Here is a 22,937-nt window from a genome sequence, read left to right as displayed (position 1 = left end):
TCGGTTATTTAAGGGCGCAAAGATAGTTTTTTTTCGTAAACAAACTAATTGATTTTTATATTTTTAATGCTAAGTTCTTGTGTTGTCTAATTTTAACGATATTTTTTTAAAATTTAATTAGCATTTTTGCATTAAAAAACTATTTTTGTGGAGTAATACTATGAAAGTTATGAAAAGATTTTTGTCCCTATTTATTGTGGCTATAGCCTTTGTTTCTTGTCAAGAAGACTTGAAAACAAATGACCCAGGATTTCAAGCACTGAAAGATGATGTAATGTGGAGAGCCACTGATGCAAGAGCTTACCTTTCAGCAAGTGGAAACCTTAGAATTGAAGCCTATACTCAGTATGAATTAGTTACTTTAAATACCAGCAGTGCTACCGAAGGAACTTATATTTTAGGTTCTACTAACACTAGTAATTCAGCTAATTACTCTGCTACTTACAACGATGTTGATCTTGAATATGAGACGGCAGTTGCAGCAGGACCGGTTTATACTCTTGCCTTGGTAGCCGGCGGAAGCGGTTATCTTTCAGATTGCGATCTTCAAACGGATGGTGATTATGTTTGCGATTCATCACATAATACCACAGGTGGTTCAGGTTCAGGATTAACAGTAGCCATTGCAGCAAATGCAGTTGGAGTTGTTACTTCGGTACCAAGAATAACAGCCAGAGGTAATGGGTACATGCCGGGTGATATTATTACGGTTTCGCAAGGAAATGTAAACTGTAAACTGAGAGTGGTGAATGTACAAAACAGCAATGGTGAAATTATAATTTCGGATTATGACAATATTAATATGACTGTTACCGGTGAATTTAAATTCAATGCTATTAGTATTGATACTAATCCATTTGGCGGTCCGGTTATCAATTTCCAATACGGAGACTTTTATAAAATCCCGGTATATCCCGATACTTTATAATACCTCAAAATAGAAAACCTATCAAACCATCTTCGGATGGTTTTTTTGTTAATGTAATAATAAAGTCCAAATTAATAACGGTTTACACTTTATTTAAATTACCTTTGTCTCTGAATTTTAAATATAAAATATGAACATTTTTGTTGGGAGTCTTCCGTTTAGTATAGACGAAGCAGATTTAAAAGAATCTTTCGGGGTTTATGGTACGGTTAATTCCGTAAAAATTATTACTGATAAATTTACCGGTAGAAGTAAAGGATTCGGTTTCGTTGAAATGGAAAATGACACAGAAGCTGAAAAAGCAATTCAAGAATTGAATGGTGCTACAGTAGAAGGTCGTACGATTGTGGTTAATAAATCAGAACCAAAACCGGAAGGCGAAAGAAGAACGTTTAACAACAACCGTTCAGGTGGTGGTTATAACGGTGGTGGAAATAGAGGAAGATACTAGTTTACATCTAAATAGATAGTATAAAAGCCGGCTCAATTGAGTTGGCTTTTTTGTTTTTTGTTGATAACTAAAATTGATTTCCTAATGGCTAAAATGTATTTTTGTTTTTATCATGAAAGTGCTTTTAACTAATGCCTTTTAGCTAATGCCTTTTACCTAATTCCTAACTAAATGTATTTAATTTTCGATACCGAAACCACCGGATTACCAAAACGTTGGGCTGCTCCCGTTTCCGATACGGACAACTGGCCAAGATGTATTCAAATTGCCTGGCAGTTGCACGATGCGATGGGGAATCTTATCGAACACCAGGATTATTTGGTTAAACCCGAAGGATTTAATATTCCGTATGATGCCGAAAGAATTCATGGTATTTCGACCGAATTGGCGCAAGAACAAGGAATTTCGTTAGCCGAAGTTTTAGAAAAATTCAACACCGCTTTGGCCAAGGCTAAATTTATAGTTGGTCAAAACGTTGGGTTTGATGTCAATATTATGGGCTGTGAGTTTTACCGTCTTGGTGTAAACTCTCCCATGGCTACGATGCCGGTTTTAGATACCTGTACCGAAGTAACGGCAGAATTGCTAAAGTTGCCCGGAGGTCGCGGCGGAAAATTTAAATTACCAACCCTAACCGAATTACACAGCTATCTTTTCCAAGTTCCATTTGCCGAAGCCCACAATGCCACGGCCGACGTGGAAGCTACAACTCGTTGTTTCTTAGAATTAATTCGAAGAGCCATTTTTACCAAGGAGGAACTTGATGTTCCTGCCGATTATTTCAGAGAGTTTGGAGAGCATAATCCAAAGGAAATACAACTTATCGGATTAAAGCACATCAATCTAAAGCAAGCTTCGGACGAAATCAGAAAACAATTTCAACAAAAAGAAGCAATTGTTATTCCGTCTGAGGAAAACCAACAAATTCACCATAGTTTAGCCGAAGTCGATTTCGTGCATTTACACAATCACACGCAGTTTTCAGTGTTGCAATCGACTATCAGTGTCAAAGATTTGGTGGCGGCTGCAGTACAACATAAAATGCCGGCTGTTGCTATGACGGATCATGCTAATTTGATGGGTGCTTTCCATTTTGTTAGAGATATTTTATACCACAATAAAACGGCGCAAGCCAAAAACAAACAAGCCGAAGAAAACGGAGAAACTCCAACAGAAACTATCGTAAAACCTATTGTAGGTTGCGAGTTTTATGTATGCGATGATTTAAAAGATAAGTCCAGAAAAGACAACGGTTACCAAATCGTTTTCTTGGCCAAAACCAAAAAAGGATATCATAATTTGGCTAAATTATCCTCTATTGCTTATACCGAAGGCTTTTACTATGTGCCCAGAATTGACAGAAAAGCAATTCAACAATACAAAGAAGACCTCATTGTTTTATCCGGAAACCTTTATGGAGAAATTCCGAGTAAAGTACTGAATATTGGTGAAAACCAAGCGGAAGAAGCCCTAGTTTGGTGGAAACAGGAATTTGGTGAAGATTTCTACATCGAGTTAATGCGTCACAATCAGGAAGATGAAAATCGGGTGAATGCTTCGTTGCTTACGTTGGCCAAAAAACACAATGTAAAAACGGTAGCCACCAATAACGTTTTCTACATCAATAAAGAAGATGCTAATGCCCACGACATTTTGTTGTGTGTGCGTGATGGCGAAAAACAATCAACCCCAATTGGCCGAGGTCGAGGGTATCGTTACGGGTTTAACAATCAGGAATACTATTTCAAATCGGGTGACGAAATGAAAAAGTTATTTCACGATTTGCCCGAAGCCATTATTACTACCGAAGAAATTGTCAATAAAATAGAAATTTTCGATTTGTCGCGCGAAGTGTTGCTTCCTAAATTCGATATTCCGGAAGAGTTTTTAGTCGCCGAAGATGAGCTTGACGGAGGGAAACGAGGTGAAAATAAATACTTGGCCTATCTTACCATTGAAGGGGCAAAAAAACGTTACGGGGAAATCACTCCGGAGATTCAAGAGCGATTGGATTTCGAATTAAAAACCATCGAAAATACAGGTTATCCCGGTTATTTCTTGATTGTGCAGGATTTTATTGCTGCCGCCCGACAAATGGATGTGTCTGTTGGTCCGGGTCGTGGTTCGGCTGCCGGTTCCGTGGTGGCCTATTGTCTCGGAATTACCAATATTGACCCATTACTGTACGATTTGCTTTTTGAGCGTTTCCTAAATCCTGATCGTGTGTCGATGCCCGATATTGATATCGATTTTGATGACGAAGGAAGAAGCCGGGTCATGGATTATGTAATCAACAAATACGGTTCCAAACAAGTAGCACAAATTATTACTTATGGAACGATGGCCGCCAAGTCATCCGTTCGTGATACCGCTCGCGTACTAGATTTGCCGTTGTTTGAAGCTGATAAAATTGCCAAGTTGATTCCGACAACCTTAAATTTGGCCAAAATTTTTACTTTAGATAATGATAAATTAAAAGCCGCTTTAAGAGCTGAAGAATTTGATAAAGTCAAAGAACTTATTGAGTTAGCCAATGCCAATGATTTAGGCGGAGAAACGATTCAACAAGCCAAAATATTAGAAGGAAATCTCAGAAATACGGGTATTCACGCTTGTGGTGTGATTATTACGCCAAGCGATATTACCAATTTCGTTCCGGTGGCTACTGCCAAAGATTCGGATTTATATGTAACCCAATTTGACAACTCGGTGGTTGAAAGTGCCGGACTGTTGAAAATGGACTTCTTGGGTTTGAAGACCCTAACCCTGATAAAAGACACGGTTAAATTAGTGAAATACAGAACCGGTGTTGAGCTCGATCCGGATACTTTTCCTATTGATGATGTGAAAACGTATGAGTTGTTCCAAAGAGGCGAAACGGTTGGGATTTTCCAATACGAGTCGCCCGGAATGCAGAAGTATTTAAAGGATTTGAAACCAACTGTTTTTGGAGATTTAATCGCTATGAATGCGTTATATCGTCCGGGACCATTGGAATATATTCCGTCTTTCGTTCGCAGAAAAAATGGGGAAGAAGAAATCACTTATGACCTTGAAGCGAACGAAGAATATCTAAAAGAAACCTACGGAATCACCGTTTATCAAGAGCAGGTAATGCTATTGTCGCAAAAGTTGGCTAACTTCTCTAAAGGGGATGCCGATGTCTTGCGTAAAGCGATGGGGAAAAAGCAAAAAGATGTATTGGATAAAATGAAGTCCAAATTCATTGAACAAGCCGTTGCTAATGGTCATGCCGAAGATAAACTGGAAAAAATCTGGAAAGACTGGGAAGCATTTGCTCAATATGCCTTCAATAAATCACACTCCACTTGTTATGCCTGGATTGCCTATCAAACAGCCTATTTAAAAGCACATTATCCGGCAGAATATATGGCGGCAGTGTTATCCAATAATATGAACGACATTAAACAGGTTTCGTTCTTTATGGAAGAATGTAAGCGAATGGGCTTGCAGGTTCTCGGGCCTGATGTAAATGAAAGTTATTATAAATTTACAGTAAATGAAAACTACGCCGTTCGTTTCGGAATGGGTGCTGTTAAAGGTGTTGGTATGGGCGCAGTAGAAACCATAGTTGCGAATAGAAAAGAAGGAAATTACAAATCGATTTTTGATTTAGCCAAGCGAATTGATTTGCGAGCCGCTAATAAAAAAGCTTTTGAAAACCTGGCGTTAGCAGGAGGATTTGATTGTTTTACCGATACCCATCGAGCCCAATATTTCCATACTGATGGCGATAATATCACGTTTTATGAAAAAGCGATTCGTTATGGAGCTAAATTTCAGGAAAATGAAAACTCATCACAGGTAAGTTTGTTCGGTGAAGCCAGTGATGTTCAAATTGCCGAACCCACAGTGCCTCCCTGTGAAGATTGGAGTACAATGGAGAAATTAGCCAAAGAAAAAGAGGTGGTTGGAATTTACATTTCCGGACACCCTTTGGATGATTATCGCTTTGAGATGAAATATTTTTGCAACAGCAAATTGGAGAGTTTAAAGAATCTTACTAGTTATGTTGGTAAGACCTTAACCTTTGCCGGTATAGTAACCAATGTGCAGTATAAAACCGCTAAAAACGGGAAAGACTGGGCCATGTTTACTTTGGAAGGCTACGACGAAAGTCATGATTTCAGAATTTTTGACGAAGAGTATTTGAAGTTCCGTCATTTTTTGGTCAACAACCAATTTGTGTATTTTAAAGTTACTGTCAAAGATGGATGGGTAAACCGAGAAACCGGAAAAAAATCAGAACCGAGATTGCAGTTTGTGGATGTAAAACAATTGCAGGATGTATTGCCGCAATTTGCTAAAAAACTGAGCATACAAATGGATATTAATGATTTGCATCAAAATTTTATTCAGCAATTAAATGATATCTTCAGCTCCAACAAAGGCGATAATACGGTTACATTTGAAATTGTCGAATTAGAAAAAGTGAAGATAGCCATACCCGCTGTCCCCAAACTTATAGTGGAAGACACGGCTAATTTCGATACCGATAATTTGGAAGAAATTGAAATTGAAATCCCGGTTGAAGAGGAACAGATCCAAGTGGCTACTAAGATATCTTTACCCAGTCGGAAATTAAAAATCAAAATTTCGAATGAATTATTAGTAGAGTTGGAAAAAATGAACATCAAATTCAGCTTGAATTAGGTATCAGTTCTGCCAATGAATTAATAGCCAAAACTGATTTTTTTAGCACTGAAAACTGAAATAAAATGCCTAATTTTGGCATCAAATAAGTACAATAATTTAAAAGTAAAAAAATATGGCTTTAGCAATTACCGATGCTACTTTTGACGAGGTAGTATTAAAATCAAATAAACCGGTAGTAGTAGATTTTTGGGCAGCTTGGTGTGGTCCATGTAGAATGGTGGGTCCGGTTATCGATGAAATTTCATCAGAATACGAAGGAAAAGCTGTTGTGGGAAAAGTAGATGTAGATGCGAATCAAGAGTTTGCTGCAAAATACGGAGTGCGTAACATCCCGACAGTATTGGTTTTCCAAAACGGAGAAGTAGTAGGTCGTCAAGTAGGCGTAGCTCCTAAAAAGACTTATACAGACGCTATCGACGCTTTGTTATAATCGAAAAATAAACAACATCAAAAGGTTTGGCGAAAGTCAAGCCTTTTTTTATACTTTTAAATTCAAATATTCACTCAAGGCGTAGCCAAATTGTATGAAATAAAATTATCTTTGAGACATGAAGATAGAAGAACAAAAAGAAATAGTCTCCGGTTTTAAACATTTGGAATTGCTTGCCAATCAAGTGGTAGAAGGCTTTATTTCAGGAATGCATAAAAGTCCGTTTCATGGTTTTTCGGCTGAATTTGCCGAACATAAAGTGTATAATGCTGGCGAAAGCACTAAGCATATCGACTGGAAATTATTTGCGAAAACCGACCGACTATACACCAAAAAATTTGAAGAAGAAACCAATCTTCGTTGTCATATTATTATTGACAATTCTTCTTCCATGCATTATCCCAAGTTGAAAAATGACGAACTCTTTTTCCATAATAAAATTGGATTTTCTGTTTTAGCTTCTGCTGTGTTGATGAATTTATTAAAAAAGCAACGTGATGCTGTCGGACTGAGTGTGTATTCGGATACTTATGAGTATTATGCGCCTGAGAAGGGCAGCGATCGTCACCACCGAATGATTTTAAACAAACTGGAGGATTTGTTAGAAAACCCGAAAGAGTCTAAGAGTACAGATACAATTACTTTTTTGCATCAAATTGCCGAAAAAATTCACCGCCGTTCCATGATTATATTGTTTACGGATATGTTTCAGACCGGAAATCAGGAGGCACTTTTTAATGCGTTACAACATTTAAAACACAATAAACATAAGGTAGTCGTTTTTCATGTGATTGATAAAAAGACGGAAATCAACTTTAATTTCGACAATGCGCCACGTAAATTCATCGACTTGGAGACCGGAGAACAGATTAATGTTTTTGCCGACACCATAAAAGAAGCTTACGAAGAAAAGGTAAATGCCTATTTCAAAACGCTTGCTATGACTTGTGCTCAAAACAAAATCAAGTATGTTCCCGTAGCTGTAGAGGAAAGTTTTGAAAAGATTTTGACGACATATTTGGTTGAGAAACAAATGTTTGGTTAATCAACCTAAAAAGACTTGTTATTTTTATTAAAAAAAAGTTGCAGATATCAAAAACGGTTGTATATTTGCAACCGCAATTAAGCGATGGTTTGGTAGTTCAGTTGGTTAGAATACATGCCTGTCACGCATGGGGTCGCGGGTTCGAGTCCCGTCCAGACCGCTAAAATTGGGAAAGGTTTTCAGCAATGAAAACCTTTTTTGCCCAAAATAATAATCTGATGAAGATTGTGTTTTAGGCTTCCAAGAAAGTATCTAAGATTAGTTGTGTTGTTTCGCTACGACTTTGTAACTCGTAGCAGGTTTAGTAGTTAGACCAATGAAAAGCTTTCCCTTCACAGGGATGGCTTTTTTGCTTTTAGGAACATTGGTTTTTTTTCTCTATTTTTGAAACCATCATGAAAAAAATTATACAACTTGCTTTTATTACGGTTTTAATGACTTGCTCCTCAAGTGCCGCTTTTGGGCAAGCGATAGCAGCAAAAGACGGTGATGGTCAAATAAAGGAAGCGTTGTATAAAAAATATAAAAGAGAAGCGCAGGGCTACGATAAAAAAGAGTTTGATGCTTTGTTTTTTGAGTTTTTTCAAAAGCAAAAGGAACAGAAGCTGGTGCTTTCTAAAGAAGAATTTTATACTTATACGGTTAAGATTGCTGCTTATTCTGAAAAACTGGGAATGCTTTATAAAGACCAGAAAGCTGAGGCCCAAAAGACCAAACAAGAGTGGTTGGATAAAAGTTACACCGAGTATTTACAATCTAAAAAACAACAACCTTGAGAAGGTTTTCAGCCATACTATTCCTTTTTTTGTTGCAGTCTTGTCAGTATTTTGAGAAGCAAGTGCCTTCTGAACAAGAATTGCTTGACAAGCAAATGAAAGAAATCAATTGGCAGGAAGTAGATGAATATCCATCGGTTTCCGATTGCGAGAAACTGACTGATGCGGTGCAACGCAAACAATGTTTTTTCGATTTCATGCAGGCTACTATTGAACAAAAGCTGGCTGTAGATACTTTGGCAACGTTATTTCCCAAATTAGATACCATTGAAGTTAAAGTGACTGTATTACCCAATGCCAGCCTAACGTTTGAACCTCAATTCCCGAAAGATTCTGTGGCTTATGATACTATTAAAATTGATAGTATTCTTCGTGCCCGTTTGGTTGATTTCCCTAAAGTTAATCCCGCTATTAAAAGAGGCATTCCTGTTAAGACGCAGTTTGTCTTGCCGGTGATTATTAAGCAGGAATAATTTTGATCTACTTCTTTTACCCTTACTTTATTTCGATTTCGGCTTAGCCGGTTTTGATTTGTGTTTAAACTATTTCGATTTTAGTTTAAATGATTCCGTTTTGAGTTTATCCTATTTCGTATTGTGTTTAGCTGGTTTCGATTTGTGTTTAAACTATTTCAATTTTAGTTTAACGGATTTCGTATTGTGTTTATTCTATTTCGTATTGTGTTCAGCAGGTCTCGATTTGTGTTCAACCCTTTTTGATTATTGCAAAGTAGGGATGTGTTTTTTCGAAGGGTTTCTTTTTTATATTTTAACCGAAAAGAGGTTTGATTAGTTTTTAAAGGTTCTTCCTTTCCAGGTGAAACTTCCGAAAAGGGAATATACGCCTACTAAACTCGAATAAAGAGGATAAAGCAGGCTACTGGCCAATGGGAGCAGGAACTTGCCTTTTAGCAGGTAATTATTCGTTTTATAAAGCAAGATATAATCAATAATATATTTGATTACAAAAACGGTGAGAAGTAGTTTAAAATCAAAATAATCTGCCCACCACAGCCCGAAACCAATAACCAAACTCAGGTTCATCAGCAATACCGTAACGGCTAAGAATTTTGCATAACCGCTTTGATATCCTGTCGTTTTACCGGCCCAGCGCACGCGTTGCATAAAGAATTTAAACAAGTCGTTTTCGGGTTTGGTTTTGACAATGGTTTGGGTGTTTTTTAAGTAATGCACTTTATTGGCATTGTGTTGAACCGCTTTTTGTAATAAAAACACATCATCACCACTAGCTATTTTGTTATTGCCATTGAAACCATCCAGTTCGTGAAAGAGTTTTTTGGTGTAGGCAAAATTGGCGCCATTGCACATAAAGGGTTTACCTATGCCAAAACTGCCTATAGTGGTGCCTTGTAAGCTCAACAAATCGAGTTGTTGAAAGTGATGGAACCAGTTGTTTTTGGTTTTATACACCACAGCACTCGCAATCATTTCGGGATGGTGATGTTGAATGTAATTATCTATCGTGAGCAACCAATTTTTTGGCACAGTACAATCGCCATCGGTGGTAATAATCCAATCGTGTTTGGCTATAGGCATGGCTCTGGCTATAGCATCTTTTTTGGGAGAAGGGGATAAACGAAGATTTTCCAGAAGGGTAGTATCAATATCGTCATGTTGCATGCGCCATTGTATGCAAATGCGTTCTGATTTGTCAGTCGAAAAATCATCCACCATAATAATTTCGATTAAATGGTGAGGATAGTTCAGTTTGGAAATCGACTGTAATAATTTAGGCAAATTCTTTTCTTCATTGCGAAAAGGAACTATAATAGTGAAGGCTGTTTTTGGAGTTAAGGGTTGATTTTCAAACGTTTTTACTTTGTCAAATCCTAATACTAATTGCATGATGCTTATGGCATAAACGAGCAACATCAAAAATAACCCTATAGTAACTATTTCCATTTTGGTTTGAATTTAAGTACATAATAACTTCCTATAACGACCGGCAAGACCACATTTAAAAACCACATTAAGGTGGAAATGAAAACGACTATCCACTCATTGACGCCCAATTTTCCGAAGAAAAAAACCGCTACACTTCCTTTGACGGCAAAGTCTAAAAACTGGAAACTCGGTAACGATGAAGCCAAAAAATAGACTGTGGCGATGGTGGCCATCATGGTTATATAAGGTAAATCTACATCAAAAGCCAGAAATAAAAAATAGTATTGATGTGAAAAAACCAAATAGCGCAGCGTGCCCAATACTATATTTTTTTGGTGAATTCGTTTGGGGATTTCATTGATTTTGTGTGTCAGTTTTTGAATAGAGTAGCCTTTTATTTTGATGTTTTTAGAGACAATCGCTAACAGATAAAAGAGAGCCGAAAGGACGATTAGCGCTGAAGACCATTGCCAATATCCCAAAATAAACAAGCCTATAGTTCCGAAAATAATCGTTAGCAACATTTGAATACCGTTGCAGATGAGGTTTAGGAAAATGATTTTTTTGGTTTTTATTTTTTCGAAATAAAGGGCTTTTCCGGCGTATTCTCCGAGTCCGTTTGGGGTGAAAATTCCGGCGGTTAAGGCACCTAAAACTTGTTTAGTTGATTCGCCCACAGTAATCGGTTTGAAGAAAGATACCAAGTTTTGCCATTTCAGGATTTCGAGATAGCGATTGGCAACACTAAACGAAAGCAAGAATAGAATTCCGCCCACCGACTGCTTTTCTTTGAGTAAAGTGGTGTATTTGGGCCAGTCTAATTGGTCATTATGTACAAGTTGGTTATAAATGAAATAAAATGCCGCAGTTACAATCAAAACTTTGACGATAAAAACGGCGAATTGCTTAGCTTTGTGAGGAATTGAAATCATTGGCACAAAAGTAGTCAATTTGAAAATGTGGTATTTTGAAAATTTGAAAATGAAGGTATCATTTTTTGGCAACCTATAATTTAAACATGGCGAACGAACGCATCATATTAGGAATTGACCCGGGAACCACCATCATGGGATTTGGGTTGATTAAAGTGGTAAACAAAAAAATGGAGTTCCTTCAATTGAACGAATTGATTTTGGGCAAGTATGATGACCATTATACCAAGTTGAAAGTTATTTTTGAACGCACCATTGAACTCATCGAAACCCATCATCCTGACGAAATTGCTATTGAAGCCCCTTTCTTTGGTAAGAATGTACAATCGATGCTGAAGTTGGGAAGAGCGCAAGGAGTTGCTATGGCAGCAGGTCTATCGCGTCAAATTCCGATTACCGAATACGAACCCAAGAAAATAAAAATGGCGATTACCGGTAACGGAAATGCCAGTAAAGAGCAAGTGGCCAAAATGCTCCAACAACTATTAGGTTTAAAAGAATTACCCAAAAATCTCGATTCTACGGATGGTTTGGCCGCGGCGGTTTGTCATTTTTTTAATTCGGGGAAAGTCACGGGAAGCAAGAGTTATTCCGGTTGGGATGCTTTTGTGAAACAGAATGAAGAACGCGTAAAGAAATAATTTTGTCCGGTATCTACATCCATATTCCTTTCTGTAAACAAGCATGTCATTATTGCGATTTTCATTTTTCGACTTCCTTGAAGAAAAAAGAGGAGATGGTTTTGGCTTTGGTCAAAGAAATACAATTGCGCAAAGAGGAATTCAAGGATGAAATGGTGGAAACCATTTACTTTGGCGGCGGAACACCCAGCATACTAGAAGTTTCAGAGCTAAAGTTGTTGATTGATACGGTATTTGCTAATTACAAGGTTATTGAGAATCCTGAAATCACGGTAGAAGCCAATCCGGATGACTTAACCGAAGAACGCATCATCACATTATCCAATAACCGAATTAACCGCTTGAGTATTGGTATTCAATCGTTTTTTGAAGACGATTTGATATTGATGAACCGCGCGCACAATGTGGAAGAAGCTAAAAATTGCCTTGAATTAGCAACAAAATATTTTGATAACATCACTATCGATTTGATTTACGGCATGCCTCATATGAGTAATGAAAAATGGCTTCAGAATATAGAAACCGCGTTGTCGTATAACATTCCGCATGTTTCCAGTTATGCTTTGACAGTCGAGCCTAAAACGGCTTTGCATAATTTTATTCAAAAAGGAGTTATTCCACAACTTGATGATGAATTGGCACAGGAACATTTTCATTTGCTCGTTGATACCTTAGAAGATAAAGGATTCATCCATTATGAATTGTCCAATTTTGGGAAAGAAGGTTATTTTTCTAAAAACAATTCGAGTTATTGGTTGGGGAAAAAATACATTGGCATTGGCCCTTCGGCGCACAGTTATGACGGCGAAAAGCGCGGTTGGAATGTGTCGAATAATTCTCTTTATTTAAAATCAATTCAAGAAAATAAACTGCCAATGGAAACGGAAGCACTAACCGTTACCGATCGTTATAACGAATACATCATGACCGGGTTGCGTACTATTTGGGGCGTTTCTCTGGAGAGAATTGAGAATGAATTTGGCTCAAAATATTTGGATTATCTAAACCAACAAGCCGCGAAATACATAGAAGATCATTTGCTATATGTTGATGACAACATTTTACGCACCACCAAAAGCGGGAAGTTTTTGGGCGATGGGATTGCGAGTGATTTGTTTTTGCTAAATTTGGAGTAAAATCATTCCATTGAAAGCATTTATCAACAACACTTTCGAAATTGACTTGTCAAAACCTATTGATATTTCGATTCCTTTATCTAATACCGATGAAAATCCGATTGCTTGGTATATTGAAAAACCGCAGATTGAGCCTGTGAAGTTTGGCGATTGGGTGGGTAAAGTTTCGGAAGGCAGCTCAACGAATTTTAATAATATTTTTTTTAATCCGCACGGACATGGTACGCACACAGAATGTCTGGGGCATATCACCCGCGAGTTTTACAGTATTAATAAGTCTTTGAAACAGTTTTTCTTTTTGGCCGAATTGATTTCGATTGAACCAAAGAAAACAGATGAGGATTTGGTCATTACTAAAGAGCAAATTCAAGTTGCCTTAAACGGAAAAACTCCTGAAGCTATTGTTATAAGAACTCTTCCTAATGCAGTAATAAAACAACATAAAAACTATTCGCATAGCAATCCGCCTTATTTATTAGAAGAAGCTGCGGCCTTCATTCGCGAAAGCGGTATCAAGCATATGCTGATTGATTTGCCGAGTGTAGACAGGGAAGAAGATGAAGGGAAATTGTTGGCACACAAAGCGTTTTGGAATGTGAAAGATGTCAATAATCTCAATCAAGATGCACGATTGGATTGTACGATAACGGAAATGATTTTTGTGAAAGATGAAATAAAAGATGGGAGCTATGTTTTGAATTTGCAAATAGCTTCTTTTGAAAACGATGCCTCACCCAGTAAACCTATTTTATATAAAATATGATTATTGTTTCAACTGATAAAAGCAAATTGAATGTACCGTTTATTCAAAATTTCTTAAAAGATATTTATTGGGCGGCGGGTAGAACCATAGAAGAAGTACAAACCACTATTGATGCTTCGGTTTGCTTTGGTATTTATTTGGATGATCAACAGTTAGGCTTTGCCCGTGTGATTACGGATTATGTGTTTTTTGCTTATTTGATGGATGTTTTTATTGATGAAAACCATAGAGGTAAAGGCTATTCTTCGATTTTAATTGATGCTATGATGAAGGAGCCTCAATTACAGCAAGTAAAAATTTGGCGTTTGGCCACTTCGGATGCTCATTTTTTATATGAAAAATTTGGATTTACAGCATTGGCACATCCCGAGAAAATGATGGAAAAAGTAATTAAATAAGACTATGAACATTCAACAACTATATGAATTTTGTTTGTCAAAAAAGGCAGTGACCGAGCACTTTCCGTTTGACGAAGATACTTTGGTGTTTAAAGTGGGTGGGAAAATGTTTTGTTTAACCTCTTTAAAAGAATGGGAGAAAGGAACTCCTTCTTTAAACTTAAAAGGAGAACCGGATAAAAATGCAGAGCTCAATGCTCAATATGAAGGCATAAATCCGGGCTATCATATGAGTAAAATTCATTGGGTAACGGTTGATTTTAATAGCGATGTTACAGATAAAATGATACGTCAACTAATTAATGAATCTTACGAATTGGTTTATAAAGGGTTGACTAGAAAGGTTCGGGAAGAAATAGAAAAGGAAGCTGATTAGCTTCCTTTATTTTTACATCGATTTCTTTTGTTTTGCTACGAAACCATCTGCCTGCAGTTTGAGTAATTCGGTGGCTCCTTTTTTCTTGTATTGGTATAATTCTTTGTCTTGCTTGATGTCGGCATAAACTTTATCATAAATGGCAGCATCGGTTTGTTTTTGCAGTTCGCTTTGGTAGCGGTTTTGGGCTATCACATTTTTAATGCCCATTTCTTTGTCTTCCTGTTTGAAATCGTATTCGCCTTTTGGTGACAATAATTTGGCAATAATAGGTGAAGTTTCAATAGCTAAAAATAACAACATAATGAAGAAAGAAGGCAGCCAAGGTAATTTTCCTAAGGCGTTGATGCGTGCCATGAGTCCGTCAAAACTGTCAATGATAGGTTGGGTCTCCGTTACTTTTTTATCTAAATCGGTTTGTAGTGATTTGGCTCTCGTTTCTTTTTCGGCTATGATTTTGGCATTGGTAATTTTTAAGGAATCCAATTGTTTTGCAGCTAAATCATGAGCTTCACGTTTCTCTTTATAGATGGGACCTTTTCCTATTTTCTTGGTTCCGGCGCTTCCTTCGGCTTCGGTAATGTAGGATTGATACAAATCGGAGACTTCTTTTTCTTTTTTTGCAATCCCTGATTTTAAGCTGTCTATTTCGGCTTTGTTTTTGTCTACATCCGTTTTGAAGTAATTGGTCACTTGCGTTTTATTGGCAGCAGCCAATTCATTTTTTTCTTTTAATAAAACGGTATTGATTTCTTTTTCAAAAATTTTGATTTCCAATGGTTTTGAAATCACTATGGCAATGATAACGGCCAAGACAATTCGTGGTGAGGCTTGAATGAGTTCATCAAGAAAACTATCTCTTTTTTTGATAGTGGAAACAATAAACCGGTCTAGATTAAAGATTAAGAAGCCCCAAATTAATCCGAAAAAGACAGCTGTATAGCTGTTGTCAAAAACGGTAAAGAGTGCATAACTGCTGGCGATAAAGGCCATGATGGCTGTGAAGAAAACGGTGGCGCCAATCCCGGCATATTTGTTTTGCTCACCGTTAGAGCAGGAGTTCACGATGTCACTATCGACACCGGAACAAAGGAGGAAAAAACGTTTTAACATGATGATTGATTTTGATTGATAATTGTTAGTACCAATTTGATGCCAAAAGTTTCAAGAAGCGGTTTTTAGACTAATTTTTTTAAAAAAGCTGTAGTAAACTAGTTATTTTATAAATTATTCTCATAGAAACGTAAATAATTTATTATTAACGAGATAGATGTTTTAAAAAACCTTAAATTAGTAGTCCTCAAATAAATAGTTCCCCTCAAGTCATTTTCGCCTCAGATTTCAAATTTGTAATTAATAACCAATTATAACCAACTTTGAAATTATGAAAACAATGAAAGTATGTTTAGTAGTGGCACTTTTTAGTGTACTACTAATGAGCAACAAGAGTTTTGCTCAGGACGACAAAAGTTACATAGTTACGGTAACCAAACTCCATTGGAATATGGATTTAGACAATTTTTCAATGGACGAATGGAAAGCTGTTGAAAAGGAGTATTTAGATAAAGTGGTTAAGAAGAACGATTTTATTTTAGGACAGGAAATTTTACTGCACAGTTTTACGGACGACAACACTGAAATTTTATTGGTAACCACTTATGATAATTGGGGAGCTATTGAAAAAGCCGGTGACAAAGACGATGAACTGATAAAAGCAGCTTGGCCGGACGAGAAAGCCCGAAAAGCTTATTTTGAAAAAAAAGGAGCTTATTATGCTCGTAATCATTCGGATGAAATTTATGCAACCGTGCCGGGAGGTAAAATTCCAAAAGGTAATTTTGACAAAGACATGTTGTATTATGTAAGAGTCAGTCATTTGACTTTCCCTAAAGACGGAACGGAGAAAGAGTATAAAGACTTAAGCAAACAATACTTTGATGCCGTTACGAATAAGAATGATTTTATCAAAGCCTATTACCCTAACCGTCATGCCTGGGGCGCTGATAATACCCAGTTTACGGAAGTGTACTTGGTAGATTCTTTAGCTGATTTGGATAATGCTTTAAATAAAAACAGAGAATTATTCAGAGCCACTTGGAACGATGATGCTAAGCGAAAAGCCTTTAATGATAAAATGGATAAATATTTTACCGGGAAACACAGTGATTATATTTATAAATCGGTACACGAACTGACGAAATAGAAAAATAAAAGGAGGCTCATCGGTCTCCTTTTTTATTCTATTGCTACTTCAGAAATCAGCTCCCCTTTTTCATATTTTTTAATAGCAATTAATTCCTGTTTTTCATTAAAGAATTTCCATTCGCCAAAATAATACCAATGGGTTTCATTGTTTTCATCAACCATTTTTGATTGACCTACAGCAGTGATTTTGCCTTGCTTATTATAGGTGGTGATGTAGCAAATGCCATTTTGATATTTCTCCTTTTTAATCCGCTTGTGATTTTCAAAATAGTTCCAAGTTTTAATTTCGGTGCTCTTTTTATACCTTCCTTTTGATGTGTAAAGAGTACCGTTAACAGTGTCTTTGTAGACCCATTTTCCAACACGCTCATGATTGACCGTTCTGTTTATTCGACATCCGAATAAAAGCAAAAACAGAATCGATAGTGAAAGTGAGAAGAGTAATCGTTGATTCATAGCTGTTTAATAAATAAATCCGTCTATTGCTAAACGGATTTATTTGAACTTTATTATTTGATTATTTTGATAATTCTACAAAATACTTGTAAAACAATGGGATTGTCTCAATTCCTTTCAAGTAATTAAAAATCCCGAAATGCTCGTTGGGCGAGTGAATGGCATCGCTGTCCAACCCGAATCCCATCATGATAGTTTTAGATTTCAATTCTTTTTCAAATAAAGCCACGATTGGAATACTTCCTCCGGAACGCACCGGAATGGCAGGAACACCAAAGGTTTCGGTATAAGCTTTAGATGCGGCTTGATACCCGATACTGTCGATAGGGGTTACATAGCCTTGTCCGCCATGATGTGGCGTTACTTTTACTTTTACAGCTTTGGGGGCAATGCTTTCAAAATGTTTGGTAAAAAATTCGGTGATTTCTTCCCAATCCTGATGCGGAACTAAACGCATTGATATTTTAGCATAAGCCTTACTGGCAATAACCGTTTTAGCCCCTTCGCCGGTATAACCGCCCCATATTCCGTTTACGTCTAAAGTAGGACGAATCGAGTTTCTTTCATTGGTTACATAACCGGTTTCCCCATAAACTTCTTCAATGTCTAAGGCTTTTTTATAATTTTCTAAGGAAAAAGGCGCTTTGGCCATTTCGGCTCTTTCGGCAGCAGTCAGTTCTTCTACTTTGTCATAAAACCCGGGAATAGTAATGTGATTGTTTTCATCGTGAAGCGAAGCAATCATTTTGGTCAAAATATTAATCGGATTAGCCACAGCTCCTCCATACAATCCGGAATGTAAATCACGATTAGGTCCGGTAACTTCTACTTCTACATAACTTAAACCTCGTAACCCGGTAGTAATACTAGGTTGCTGGTTGGAAATCATTCCGGTGTCAGAAATCAAAATCACGTCGTTAGCCAGTTTTTCTTGGTTTCTTTCAACAAACCACCCCAAACTTTTAGAGCCTACTTCTTCTTCACCTTCAATCATGAATTTTACGTTACAAGGCAGGCAATTGTTTTGAATCATATATTCAAAAGCTTTCACATGCATGTACATTTGACCTTTGTCGTCACAAGCGCCACGAGCAAAAATGGCTCCTTCGGGATGGATTTCTGTGGTTTTGATTACCGGTTCAAACGGAGGTGACGTCCACAATTCCATTGGGTCGGGTGGTTGTACATCATAATGACCGTATACTAAAACTGTTGGTAAGTTCTTGTCAATCGTTTTTTCGCCATATACAATTGGGTAACCCGGTGTTTCACAAATTTCAACAAAATCGCAACCGGCTTTTTCTAAAGAAGCTTTCACGGCATTGGCAGTGTCAATAACATCCTGAGCATAAGCACTGTCAGCACTTACAGAAGGAATTTTCAATAGTTCAATTAATTCATTGATAAAACGTTCCTTATTTTGTTGAACGTAATTTTTTATATTGTCCATTATATTGGTAAGATTAGTTGAATCAAAATTACTAAAAAAGAGTTTCAAAAAAATTCATAATTCATAATTTATAATTCATAATTATATTTATATTTGCATTCACAATTTTGCGGGTATGGCGAAATTGGTAGACGTGCCAGACTTAGGATCTGGTGCCGCAAGGCGTGTAGGTTCGAGTCCTATTACCCGCACGAAAAGCTCCAGCGAAAGTTGGAGCTTTTTCATTTTCAACAATTTGGTTAATAAAATGTTTAAAGTTTCTTTTTATTAAACTTCACAACCTCGTGAAATGCTGTTATTTTTACAACATCAATACTATTTGAGGAAAAATCTTTTATTCTAATGAAAGGGAAAAAGCTTATGATGACTGCGTTACTTGCAATTTTTGGATTTGTTTTATTGGCATTATCAGTGTATTTGCTTTATAGAAACAGTCCGGGTTTTGGTACGGCGGAAAAACAAAGGCAATTGGATGAAGCCATCAAGCAAATTGAAGTGCTAAATGCCGAGATTGTTGAAAAGGATAAATATGTAGAAGAAACAGAGCAAAAGCTAAAGAGCCACAAATTCGATGCTTTTACGTTAGCAGAAGGACAAAACATTCCCATCGTAGAAATTGTCGACAATGATTTAAGTGAAGGTGTAACTACTGAAGAAGGCGACAAAAAAGTGCACAAGTTGATGTATAATCATCAATTGAGATTTTCTTTAGTCAATGCCGGTAAGAGTGCGTTGAAGGATGTTATTTTTTCTATAAAAGATGTCTACAACAAAGGGAAGGATAAAAGCAAAATGGTCAAAGCGGCCGCAGGTCTTGATTATTTAGGCAAAAAAGTAGACAATGAAGAAATGGGTCAATATGAAAATTTTGAGATCAATACACTGAACTTAAAATCGAAAAAATTGTTGTACACCAGTAATCTTCCGGCCAGTTTTGGTCTTGGGGATTATGAATACCATTTGATTGTAGAATGGAACCAGGGCTTTTACCAAATGTTACTCAAGATTGATGAAGTTGAGGGCAAGCTAAAATACAATTATGAATTTTTTGATGTCGATGGAAAAACAATCGACTTTAGCAATCTCGAAAAGAGCATAGCAAACTAATAAAAAAGCCTCCCATTATGAGAGGCTTTTTCTTTTAATTATTTACTGGCAATCCAGTTGTTGATTTTCTTTTCTAAAAGGGCTAATGGCATTACACCCGATTCCAGCACTTTTTGGTGGTAGACTTTGATGTCAAATTTGTCTTTGAGTTGGTCTTGTGCTTTATGACGCAATTCCAGTATTTTCATTTGCCCGATTTTATACGACAACGCTTGTCCGGGAATAGCCATATAACGCTCGATTTCAGCTATGATGCTGGCCTCACTTTCGGCTTCATTTTCCAAAGAATATTTGATGGCTTGTTCGCGCGTCCAACCTTTAGAGTGTAAACCGGTGTCAACAACTAAACGAATGGCGCGGTGCATTTCATTGCCCAACATCCCGAAATATTGGTACGGGTCAGTATATAATCCCAGTTCTTTTCCTAAGCTTTCGGTATACAAAGCCCAACCTTCACCATAGGCGCCAAACCAATTGAACTTTCTGAAATCAGGTAAATCTTTGTTCTCTTGTTGGAGTGAAATTTGGAAATGATGTCCCGGAATGGCTTCGTGCAAAAACAAATCCTCATCGCCATAATAATTATAATTGGCAACATCAGGAATAGGTACATAAAAAGTGCCCGGTCTTGTGCCATCGGCTGAACCTTGCATGTATTCTGCACTGGCGGTTTTTTCTCTAAACGCTTCCGTTCTTTTGATTTGGAAAGGTGTTTTTGGTTGTAAGGAGAAAAATTTATCCACATTAGGTTTAATGATTTGATGAATTCTTTCAAAATTAGCCAGCACTTCTTCCGGTTTTTTGAACGGTTTTAGTTTTGGATTGCTTCTGACATGATCAAAGAATTCGATAATAGTTCCTTTGAAACCGGTCTGTTCTTTTACTTTTTCCATTTCGGCTTTGATGCGCGCTACTTCTTTTAATCCTAATTCGTGAATTTCTTCCGGAGTTTTATCGGTAGTGGTCCATTGTTTTACATATACTTTGTATAGTTCGTTTCCGCCTTTTATGCTTCCAATACCGCTTGTCGTACGACAGGCCGGAACGTATTCCGTTTTCATAAAAGCAATTAGTTTCTGAAACTGTGGGGTCAATTTTTCATTGATAATGGTAGCGTACTGTTTGGCTAAATCGCTTTTTTGGGCTTCCGTAAAATCGGCCGGGAATTTTTTACAGCTCGAGTAAAATAAATTGTCTTCTACTTTTGGTGTTATGATGGTTTCAAATTGCGGAATCACTTTCTCAGCCAATGCTTTCGGTAAAGTTACTTTTTGTTGCATTCCTTTTTTCATATAGACCATCGCAGAGTCAATCCAAACCGAATATAAATCGATTCTCTTCAAAAAGTTTTTATAATCTTTTTCGGTTTTGAAAGGTTGAGCACTTTCAGCACTGGCAAATTGTCCCATCGCTAAATGTGTCCCATCAAACTGCTCTATCGGAACCAAGTTGGAATTTTGGTTCAAAAAATCAATCCCGATTTCCGATTCCCATTTGATAATATCATAACTATTCTGTTCTTCAGCAGAAAGTTGGGTCGTATCTATCTGTTTTAATTCTTCTAAGTATTTTTGATAGAACGCTTTTTTCTTACTTCTGTAAGAATCAGTCATTTCAAAAACCAGTTGGTCGTTGTAGTCACTTTGTCCGTTTAGAGTGGCCTCTAACGGATTCAACTCATTTTTTTCTTTGAAGTAGGCATCCGTAATGGCTTTAAAGTCTTGTGTTTTTTGTTCAGACTTACAGTTTACAAATAGCAATGACAAAAAAAGCATCGCCGAAAAGGAATATAAGTTTTTCATATAGAATGGTTTAGTTGGATAAAACTATTGGTTTTTGGGTAATGGATTTGTTAATGAAATGATAAATTATCCGTGATACACTCGCGAAGCAATGATTCTGCCTTCTTTAACTTCAAGGACTTCAGCCACTAACATATCGTCTTCATTCGCCACCGTTCGGATGTATTCCATAAAAACACGGTCGGAGTTTGAAGTTAGCGAAGTCACTTTGTAATGCAAGGTTGGTAAACGGTCAAAAGCATCCTGCCACCAAGTGCGCAAGGCCTCTTTCCCGGTGACTAAGCCTTTGGTTTCGGGATGACGGATTTTAAGTTTCGGACTGAAATGTTCCGCTTCGTCATCATATAACGACAATAATTTTTCTAAGTTGTGATCGTTAAAGGCCTCAAACCAAAGATGTGCAATCGATAAATTTTTTTCTGCTGACATAAGTTCTAAATAAAAAATCCCAAACAATTGGGATTTTTAGGTTTGTAAAAGTATACTTTTTTAAACGTTTTTCAAATTGATAATTTCCTGTTCGGTAAGGAAACGCCAATTGCCACGCGGTAAATTCTTTTTGGTCAATCCGGCAAAAGAAACTCTGTCGATTTTCAACACATCGTATTTGAAACTTTCAAAAATAGCACGAACGACTTTTACGTTTGGCGTTCTTAGTTTCAAACCAATTTCAGTTTTGGGCTCATTTTCAATATAGGAGATTTCATCCACATACAATTTGTGCCCGTCAAGTGTAACACCACCGGCAATTTTTTCTAAGTCTTCAAACTTTAAATTTCTATCCAACGACACTTGATATATCTTGGTTGATTTCTGATTTGGTAAGCTGAATTTACGCACCATGTCGGTATCGTTTGTAAACAACAATAAACCGGTAGTGTTTTTGTCCATACGGCCAACCGGCTGAATATTAGCTCTGGTAGCACTACGCACCAATTCCAATACATTTCGGTGATCAGCATCATCTTCGTTAGAAGTAGTGAAGTTTTTCGGTTTGTTCAGCACTATATATTCCTTACGTTCCGGAGTCAAAACGGCACCATCAAAGTTAACCACATCGCCCGGTTTTACTTTGTATCCCATTTCGGTAATCACAACATTATTCACTTTCACATTCCCCGATTGGATGTAAATATCGGCATCACGACGCGAGCAAACACCCGAGTTTGAGATGTATTTATTCAAACGAATATCGTCTGATTTCAAAGGTTTTGGGATGTTGTTGACCGGTTTTGCTGCTTTTTTTGGGGCAGCACCCTCAGTACTAGGTTTTGCTTTTTTGGGCCCTTGGGCTCTCTTAGCCATGGCAGGTTTTGGCTTGTTCGAACTTGGTCGCGAACTGTTAGGACGTGAACCACCTCTCTTATTATTGCCTTCCTTCTTATTCATAAATTCTGTAATTTGTGCAAAGATAAGCATTTAAGCTACTTTTTCAGGAGCTATTTCCAGCTATCCGTTAT

General features: G+C 37.1%; 22 protein-coding genes and 2 tRNA genes. 16 read left to right on the top strand and 8 right to left on the bottom strand.

All coding sequences use genetic code 11. The features are described from left to right. Positions 1-169: 169 nt before the first annotated feature. The 8 genes from GUU89_RS03015 (at position 170) to GUU89_RS02980 (ending at position 8,780) form a co-directional block, all read left to right on the top strand. Positions 170-928, top strand: a complete 759-nt coding sequence (locus GUU89_RS03015) for a DUF6252 family protein (RefSeq protein WP_162126535.1) — start codon at positions 170-172, stop codon at positions 926-928. Positions 929-1,058: 130 nt separating this feature from the next. After that, a complete protein-coding gene (locus GUU89_RS03010) occupies positions 1,059-1,379 on the top strand; it encodes an RNA recognition motif domain-containing protein (RefSeq protein WP_162126534.1) in 321 nt (106 codons plus the stop codon). Positions 1,380-1,550: 171 nt separating this feature from the next. Next, complete coding sequence (gene dnaE, locus GUU89_RS03005; RefSeq protein WP_162126533.1) at positions 1,551-6,053, top strand: DNA polymerase III subunit alpha; 4,503 nt, start codon at positions 1,551-1,553, stop codon at positions 6,051-6,053. 115 nt (positions 6,054-6,168) lie between these two features. Next, on the top strand, positions 6,169-6,486 hold the full coding sequence (gene trxA / locus GUU89_RS03000) for a thioredoxin (protein WP_162126532.1): 318 nt from the start codon (positions 6,169-6,171) through the stop codon (positions 6,484-6,486). Positions 6,487-6,604: 118 nt separating this feature from the next. Next, positions 6,605-7,531 carry a DUF58 domain-containing protein gene (locus tag GUU89_RS02995; protein ID WP_162126531.1) on the top strand — a complete coding sequence of 309 codons (927 nt, stop codon included), beginning with the start codon at positions 6,605-6,607 and terminating at the stop codon, positions 7,529-7,531. 86 nt (positions 7,532-7,617) lie between these two features. Beyond that, positions 7,618-7,691 (top strand) — tRNA-Asp (locus tag GUU89_RS02990). A 235-nt stretch (positions 7,692-7,926) separates the two neighbouring features. Next, on the top strand, positions 7,927-8,307 hold the full coding sequence (locus tag GUU89_RS02985; RefSeq protein WP_162126530.1) for a hypothetical protein: 381 nt from the start codon (positions 7,927-7,929) through the stop codon (positions 8,305-8,307). After that, complete coding sequence (locus GUU89_RS02980) at positions 8,304-8,780, top strand: hypothetical protein (RefSeq protein ID WP_162126529.1); 477 nt, start codon at positions 8,304-8,306, stop codon at positions 8,778-8,780. The genes GUU89_RS02985 and GUU89_RS02980 overlap by 4 nt, the downstream gene beginning before the upstream one ends. A 315-nt stretch (positions 8,781-9,095) precedes the next feature. On the opposite strand, the gene GUU89_RS02975 is transcribed toward GUU89_RS02980, so the two are convergent. Together GUU89_RS02975 and GUU89_RS02970 are read right to left on the bottom strand one after the other, a co-directional pair. Then, complete coding sequence (locus GUU89_RS02975) at positions 9,096-10,229, bottom strand: glycosyltransferase family 2 protein (RefSeq protein ID WP_162126528.1); 1,134 nt, start codon at positions 10,227-10,229, stop codon at positions 9,096-9,098. Continuing rightward, complete coding sequence (locus tag GUU89_RS02970) at positions 10,220-11,143, bottom strand: hypothetical protein (protein ID WP_162126527.1); 924 nt, start codon at positions 11,141-11,143, stop codon at positions 10,220-10,222. Before GUU89_RS02970 ends, GUU89_RS02975 begins: the two co-directional genes overlap by 10 nt. A gap of 86 nt (positions 11,144-11,229) precedes the next feature. Here GUU89_RS02970 and ruvC point away from each other — a divergent pair, with 86 nt between their 5' ends. From ruvC to GUU89_RS02945, 5 genes are read left to right on the top strand one after another with little or no spacing between them, the layout of a single operon-like run. Continuing rightward, positions 11,230-11,784 (top strand): crossover junction endodeoxyribonuclease RuvC, encoded by a 555-nt coding sequence (gene ruvC / locus GUU89_RS02965; RefSeq protein WP_162126526.1) that lies wholly within the window; start codon positions 11,230-11,232, stop codon positions 11,782-11,784. A 2-nt stretch (positions 11,785-11,786) separates the two neighbouring features. Beyond that, entirely contained in the window at positions 11,787-12,920 is a 1,134-nt protein-coding gene (hemW, locus tag GUU89_RS02960) for a radical SAM family heme chaperone HemW (protein WP_162126525.1), read from the top strand. 10 nt (positions 12,921-12,930) lie between these two features. Then, entirely contained in the window at positions 12,931-13,683 is a 753-nt protein-coding gene (locus GUU89_RS02955; protein WP_162126524.1) for a cyclase family protein, read from the top strand. Next, on the top strand, positions 13,680-14,081 hold the full coding sequence (locus GUU89_RS02950; protein ID WP_162126523.1) for a GNAT family N-acetyltransferase: 402 nt from the start codon (positions 13,680-13,682) through the stop codon (positions 14,079-14,081). The genes GUU89_RS02955 and GUU89_RS02950 overlap by 4 nt, the downstream gene beginning before the upstream one ends. Before the next feature lie 4 nt (positions 14,082-14,085). Next, positions 14,086-14,457 (top strand): MmcQ/YjbR family DNA-binding protein, encoded by a 372-nt coding sequence (locus GUU89_RS02945; protein ID WP_162126522.1) that lies wholly within the window; start codon positions 14,086-14,088, stop codon positions 14,455-14,457. Between the two features lie 12 nt (positions 14,458-14,469). Here the strand turns inward: GUU89_RS02945 and GUU89_RS02940 are convergent, their stop codons facing one another. After that, entirely contained in the window at positions 14,470-15,570 is a 1,101-nt protein-coding gene (locus GUU89_RS02940) for a DUF4407 domain-containing protein (protein ID WP_162126521.1), read from the bottom strand. 271 nt (positions 15,571-15,841) lie between these two features. On the opposite strand from GUU89_RS02940, the gene GUU89_RS02935 reads away from it, so the two are divergent. Then, positions 15,842-16,660 (top strand): hypothetical protein, encoded by an 819-nt coding sequence (locus GUU89_RS02935; RefSeq protein WP_162126520.1) that lies wholly within the window; start codon positions 15,842-15,844, stop codon positions 16,658-16,660. Between the two features lie 32 nt (positions 16,661-16,692). Here GUU89_RS02935 and GUU89_RS02930 read toward each other — a convergent pair whose 3' ends face one another. Further along, positions 16,693-17,118 carry a hypothetical protein gene (locus GUU89_RS02930; protein WP_162126519.1) on the bottom strand — a complete coding sequence of 142 codons (426 nt, stop codon included), beginning with the start codon at positions 17,116-17,118 and terminating at the stop codon, positions 16,693-16,695. 61 nt (positions 17,119-17,179) lie between these two features. After that, positions 17,180-18,568 carry a dipeptidase gene (locus GUU89_RS02925; RefSeq protein WP_162126518.1) on the bottom strand — a complete coding sequence of 463 codons (1,389 nt, stop codon included), beginning with the start codon at positions 18,566-18,568 and terminating at the stop codon, positions 17,180-17,182. A 109-nt stretch (positions 18,569-18,677) separates the two neighbouring features. Here GUU89_RS02925 and GUU89_RS02920 point away from each other — a divergent pair. Further along, positions 18,678-18,759: transfer RNA gene (locus tag GUU89_RS02920), tRNA-Leu, on the top strand. A gap of 151 nt (positions 18,760-18,910) precedes the next feature. Then, positions 18,911-19,675 carry a hypothetical protein gene (locus GUU89_RS02915; protein ID WP_162126517.1) on the top strand — a complete coding sequence of 255 codons (765 nt, stop codon included), beginning with the start codon at positions 18,911-18,913 and terminating at the stop codon, positions 19,673-19,675. A 38-nt stretch (positions 19,676-19,713) separates the two neighbouring features. Here the strand turns inward: GUU89_RS02915 and GUU89_RS02910 are convergent, their stop codons facing one another. From GUU89_RS02910 to GUU89_RS02900, 3 genes are all read right to left on the bottom strand, one after another. Beyond that, positions 19,714-21,477 carry a DUF885 domain-containing protein gene (locus GUU89_RS02910; protein ID WP_162126516.1) on the bottom strand — a complete coding sequence of 588 codons (1,764 nt, stop codon included), beginning with the start codon at positions 21,475-21,477 and terminating at the stop codon, positions 19,714-19,716. Positions 21,478-21,543: 66 nt separating this feature from the next. Continuing rightward, on the bottom strand, positions 21,544-21,906 hold the full coding sequence (locus GUU89_RS02905; protein WP_162126515.1) for a nuclear transport factor 2 family protein: 363 nt from the start codon (positions 21,904-21,906) through the stop codon (positions 21,544-21,546). A gap of 60 nt (positions 21,907-21,966) precedes the next feature. Further along, the gene (locus tag GUU89_RS02900; RefSeq protein ID WP_162126514.1) at positions 21,967-22,866 is read right to left on the bottom strand and encodes a pseudouridine synthase; all 900 of its coding nucleotides are present in this window, start codon (positions 22,864-22,866) and stop codon (positions 21,967-21,969) included. Positions 22,867-22,937: the final 71 nt, after the last annotated feature.

This window comes from Flavobacterium phycosphaerae (assembly GCF_010119235.1).
Classification (GTDB): Bacteria; Bacteroidota; Bacteroidia; order Flavobacteriales; family Flavobacteriaceae; genus Flavobacterium; species Flavobacterium phycosphaerae.
The sequence above is the reverse complement of the archived record's forward strand: the minus strand, read 5'-3'. Positions and strand labels throughout refer to the sequence as shown.

What these genes read in the sequence shown, in the direction of transcription:
- GUU89_RS03015 (WP_162126535.1), top strand. Translation starts at nt 170, where the DNA reads ATGAAAAGATTTTTGTCCCTATTTATTGTGGCTATAGCCTTTGTTTCT.
- GUU89_RS03010 (WP_162126534.1), top strand. Translation starts at nt 1,059, where the DNA reads ATGAACATTTTTGTTGGGAGTCTTCCGTTTAGTATAGACGAAGCAGAT.
- dnaE (WP_162126533.1), top strand. Translation starts at nt 1,551, where the DNA reads ATGTATTTAATTTTCGATACCGAAACCACCGGATTACCAAAACGTTGG.
- trxA (WP_162126532.1), top strand. Translation starts at nt 6,169, where the DNA reads ATGGCTTTAGCAATTACCGATGCTACTTTTGACGAGGTAGTATTAAAA.
- GUU89_RS02995 (WP_162126531.1), top strand. Translation starts at nt 6,605, where the DNA reads ATGAAGATAGAAGAACAAAAAGAAATAGTCTCCGGTTTTAAACATTTG.
- GUU89_RS02985 (WP_162126530.1), top strand. Translation starts at nt 7,927, where the DNA reads ATGAAAAAAATTATACAACTTGCTTTTATTACGGTTTTAATGACTTGC.
- GUU89_RS02975 (WP_162126528.1), bottom strand. Translation starts at nt 10,229, where the DNA reads ATGGAAATAGTTACTATAGGGTTATTTTTGATGTTGCTCGTTTATGCC.
- GUU89_RS02970 (WP_162126527.1), bottom strand. Translation starts at nt 11,143, where the DNA reads ATGATTTCAATTCCTCACAAAGCTAAGCAATTCGCCGTTTTTATCGTC.
- ruvC (WP_162126526.1), top strand. Translation starts at nt 11,230, where the DNA reads ATGGCGAACGAACGCATCATATTAGGAATTGACCCGGGAACCACCATC.
- GUU89_RS02950 (WP_162126523.1), top strand. Translation starts at nt 13,680, where the DNA reads ATGATTATTGTTTCAACTGATAAAAGCAAATTGAATGTACCGTTTATT.
- GUU89_RS02945 (WP_162126522.1), top strand. Translation starts at nt 14,086, where the DNA reads ATGAACATTCAACAACTATATGAATTTTGTTTGTCAAAAAAGGCAGTG.
- GUU89_RS02940 (WP_162126521.1), bottom strand. Translation starts at nt 15,570, where the DNA reads ATGTTAAAACGTTTTTTCCTCCTTTGTTCCGGTGTCGATAGTGACATC.
- GUU89_RS02935 (WP_162126520.1), top strand. Translation starts at nt 15,842, where the DNA reads ATGAAAACAATGAAAGTATGTTTAGTAGTGGCACTTTTTAGTGTACTA.
- GUU89_RS02930 (WP_162126519.1), bottom strand. Translation starts at nt 17,118, where the DNA reads ATGAATCAACGATTACTCTTCTCACTTTCACTATCGATTCTGTTTTTG.
- GUU89_RS02925 (WP_162126518.1), bottom strand. Translation starts at nt 18,568, where the DNA reads ATGGACAATATAAAAAATTACGTTCAACAAAATAAGGAACGTTTTATC.
- GUU89_RS02915 (WP_162126517.1), top strand. Translation starts at nt 18,911, where the DNA reads ATGAAAGGGAAAAAGCTTATGATGACTGCGTTACTTGCAATTTTTGGA.
- GUU89_RS02910 (WP_162126516.1), bottom strand. Translation starts at nt 21,477, where the DNA reads ATGAAAAACTTATATTCCTTTTCGGCGATGCTTTTTTTGTCATTGCTA.
- GUU89_RS02905 (WP_162126515.1), bottom strand. Translation starts at nt 21,906, where the DNA reads ATGTCAGCAGAAAAAAATTTATCGATTGCACATCTTTGGTTTGAGGCC.
- GUU89_RS02900 (WP_162126514.1), bottom strand. Translation starts at nt 22,866, where the DNA reads ATGAATAAGAAGGAAGGCAATAATAAGAGAGGTGGTTCACGTCCTAAC.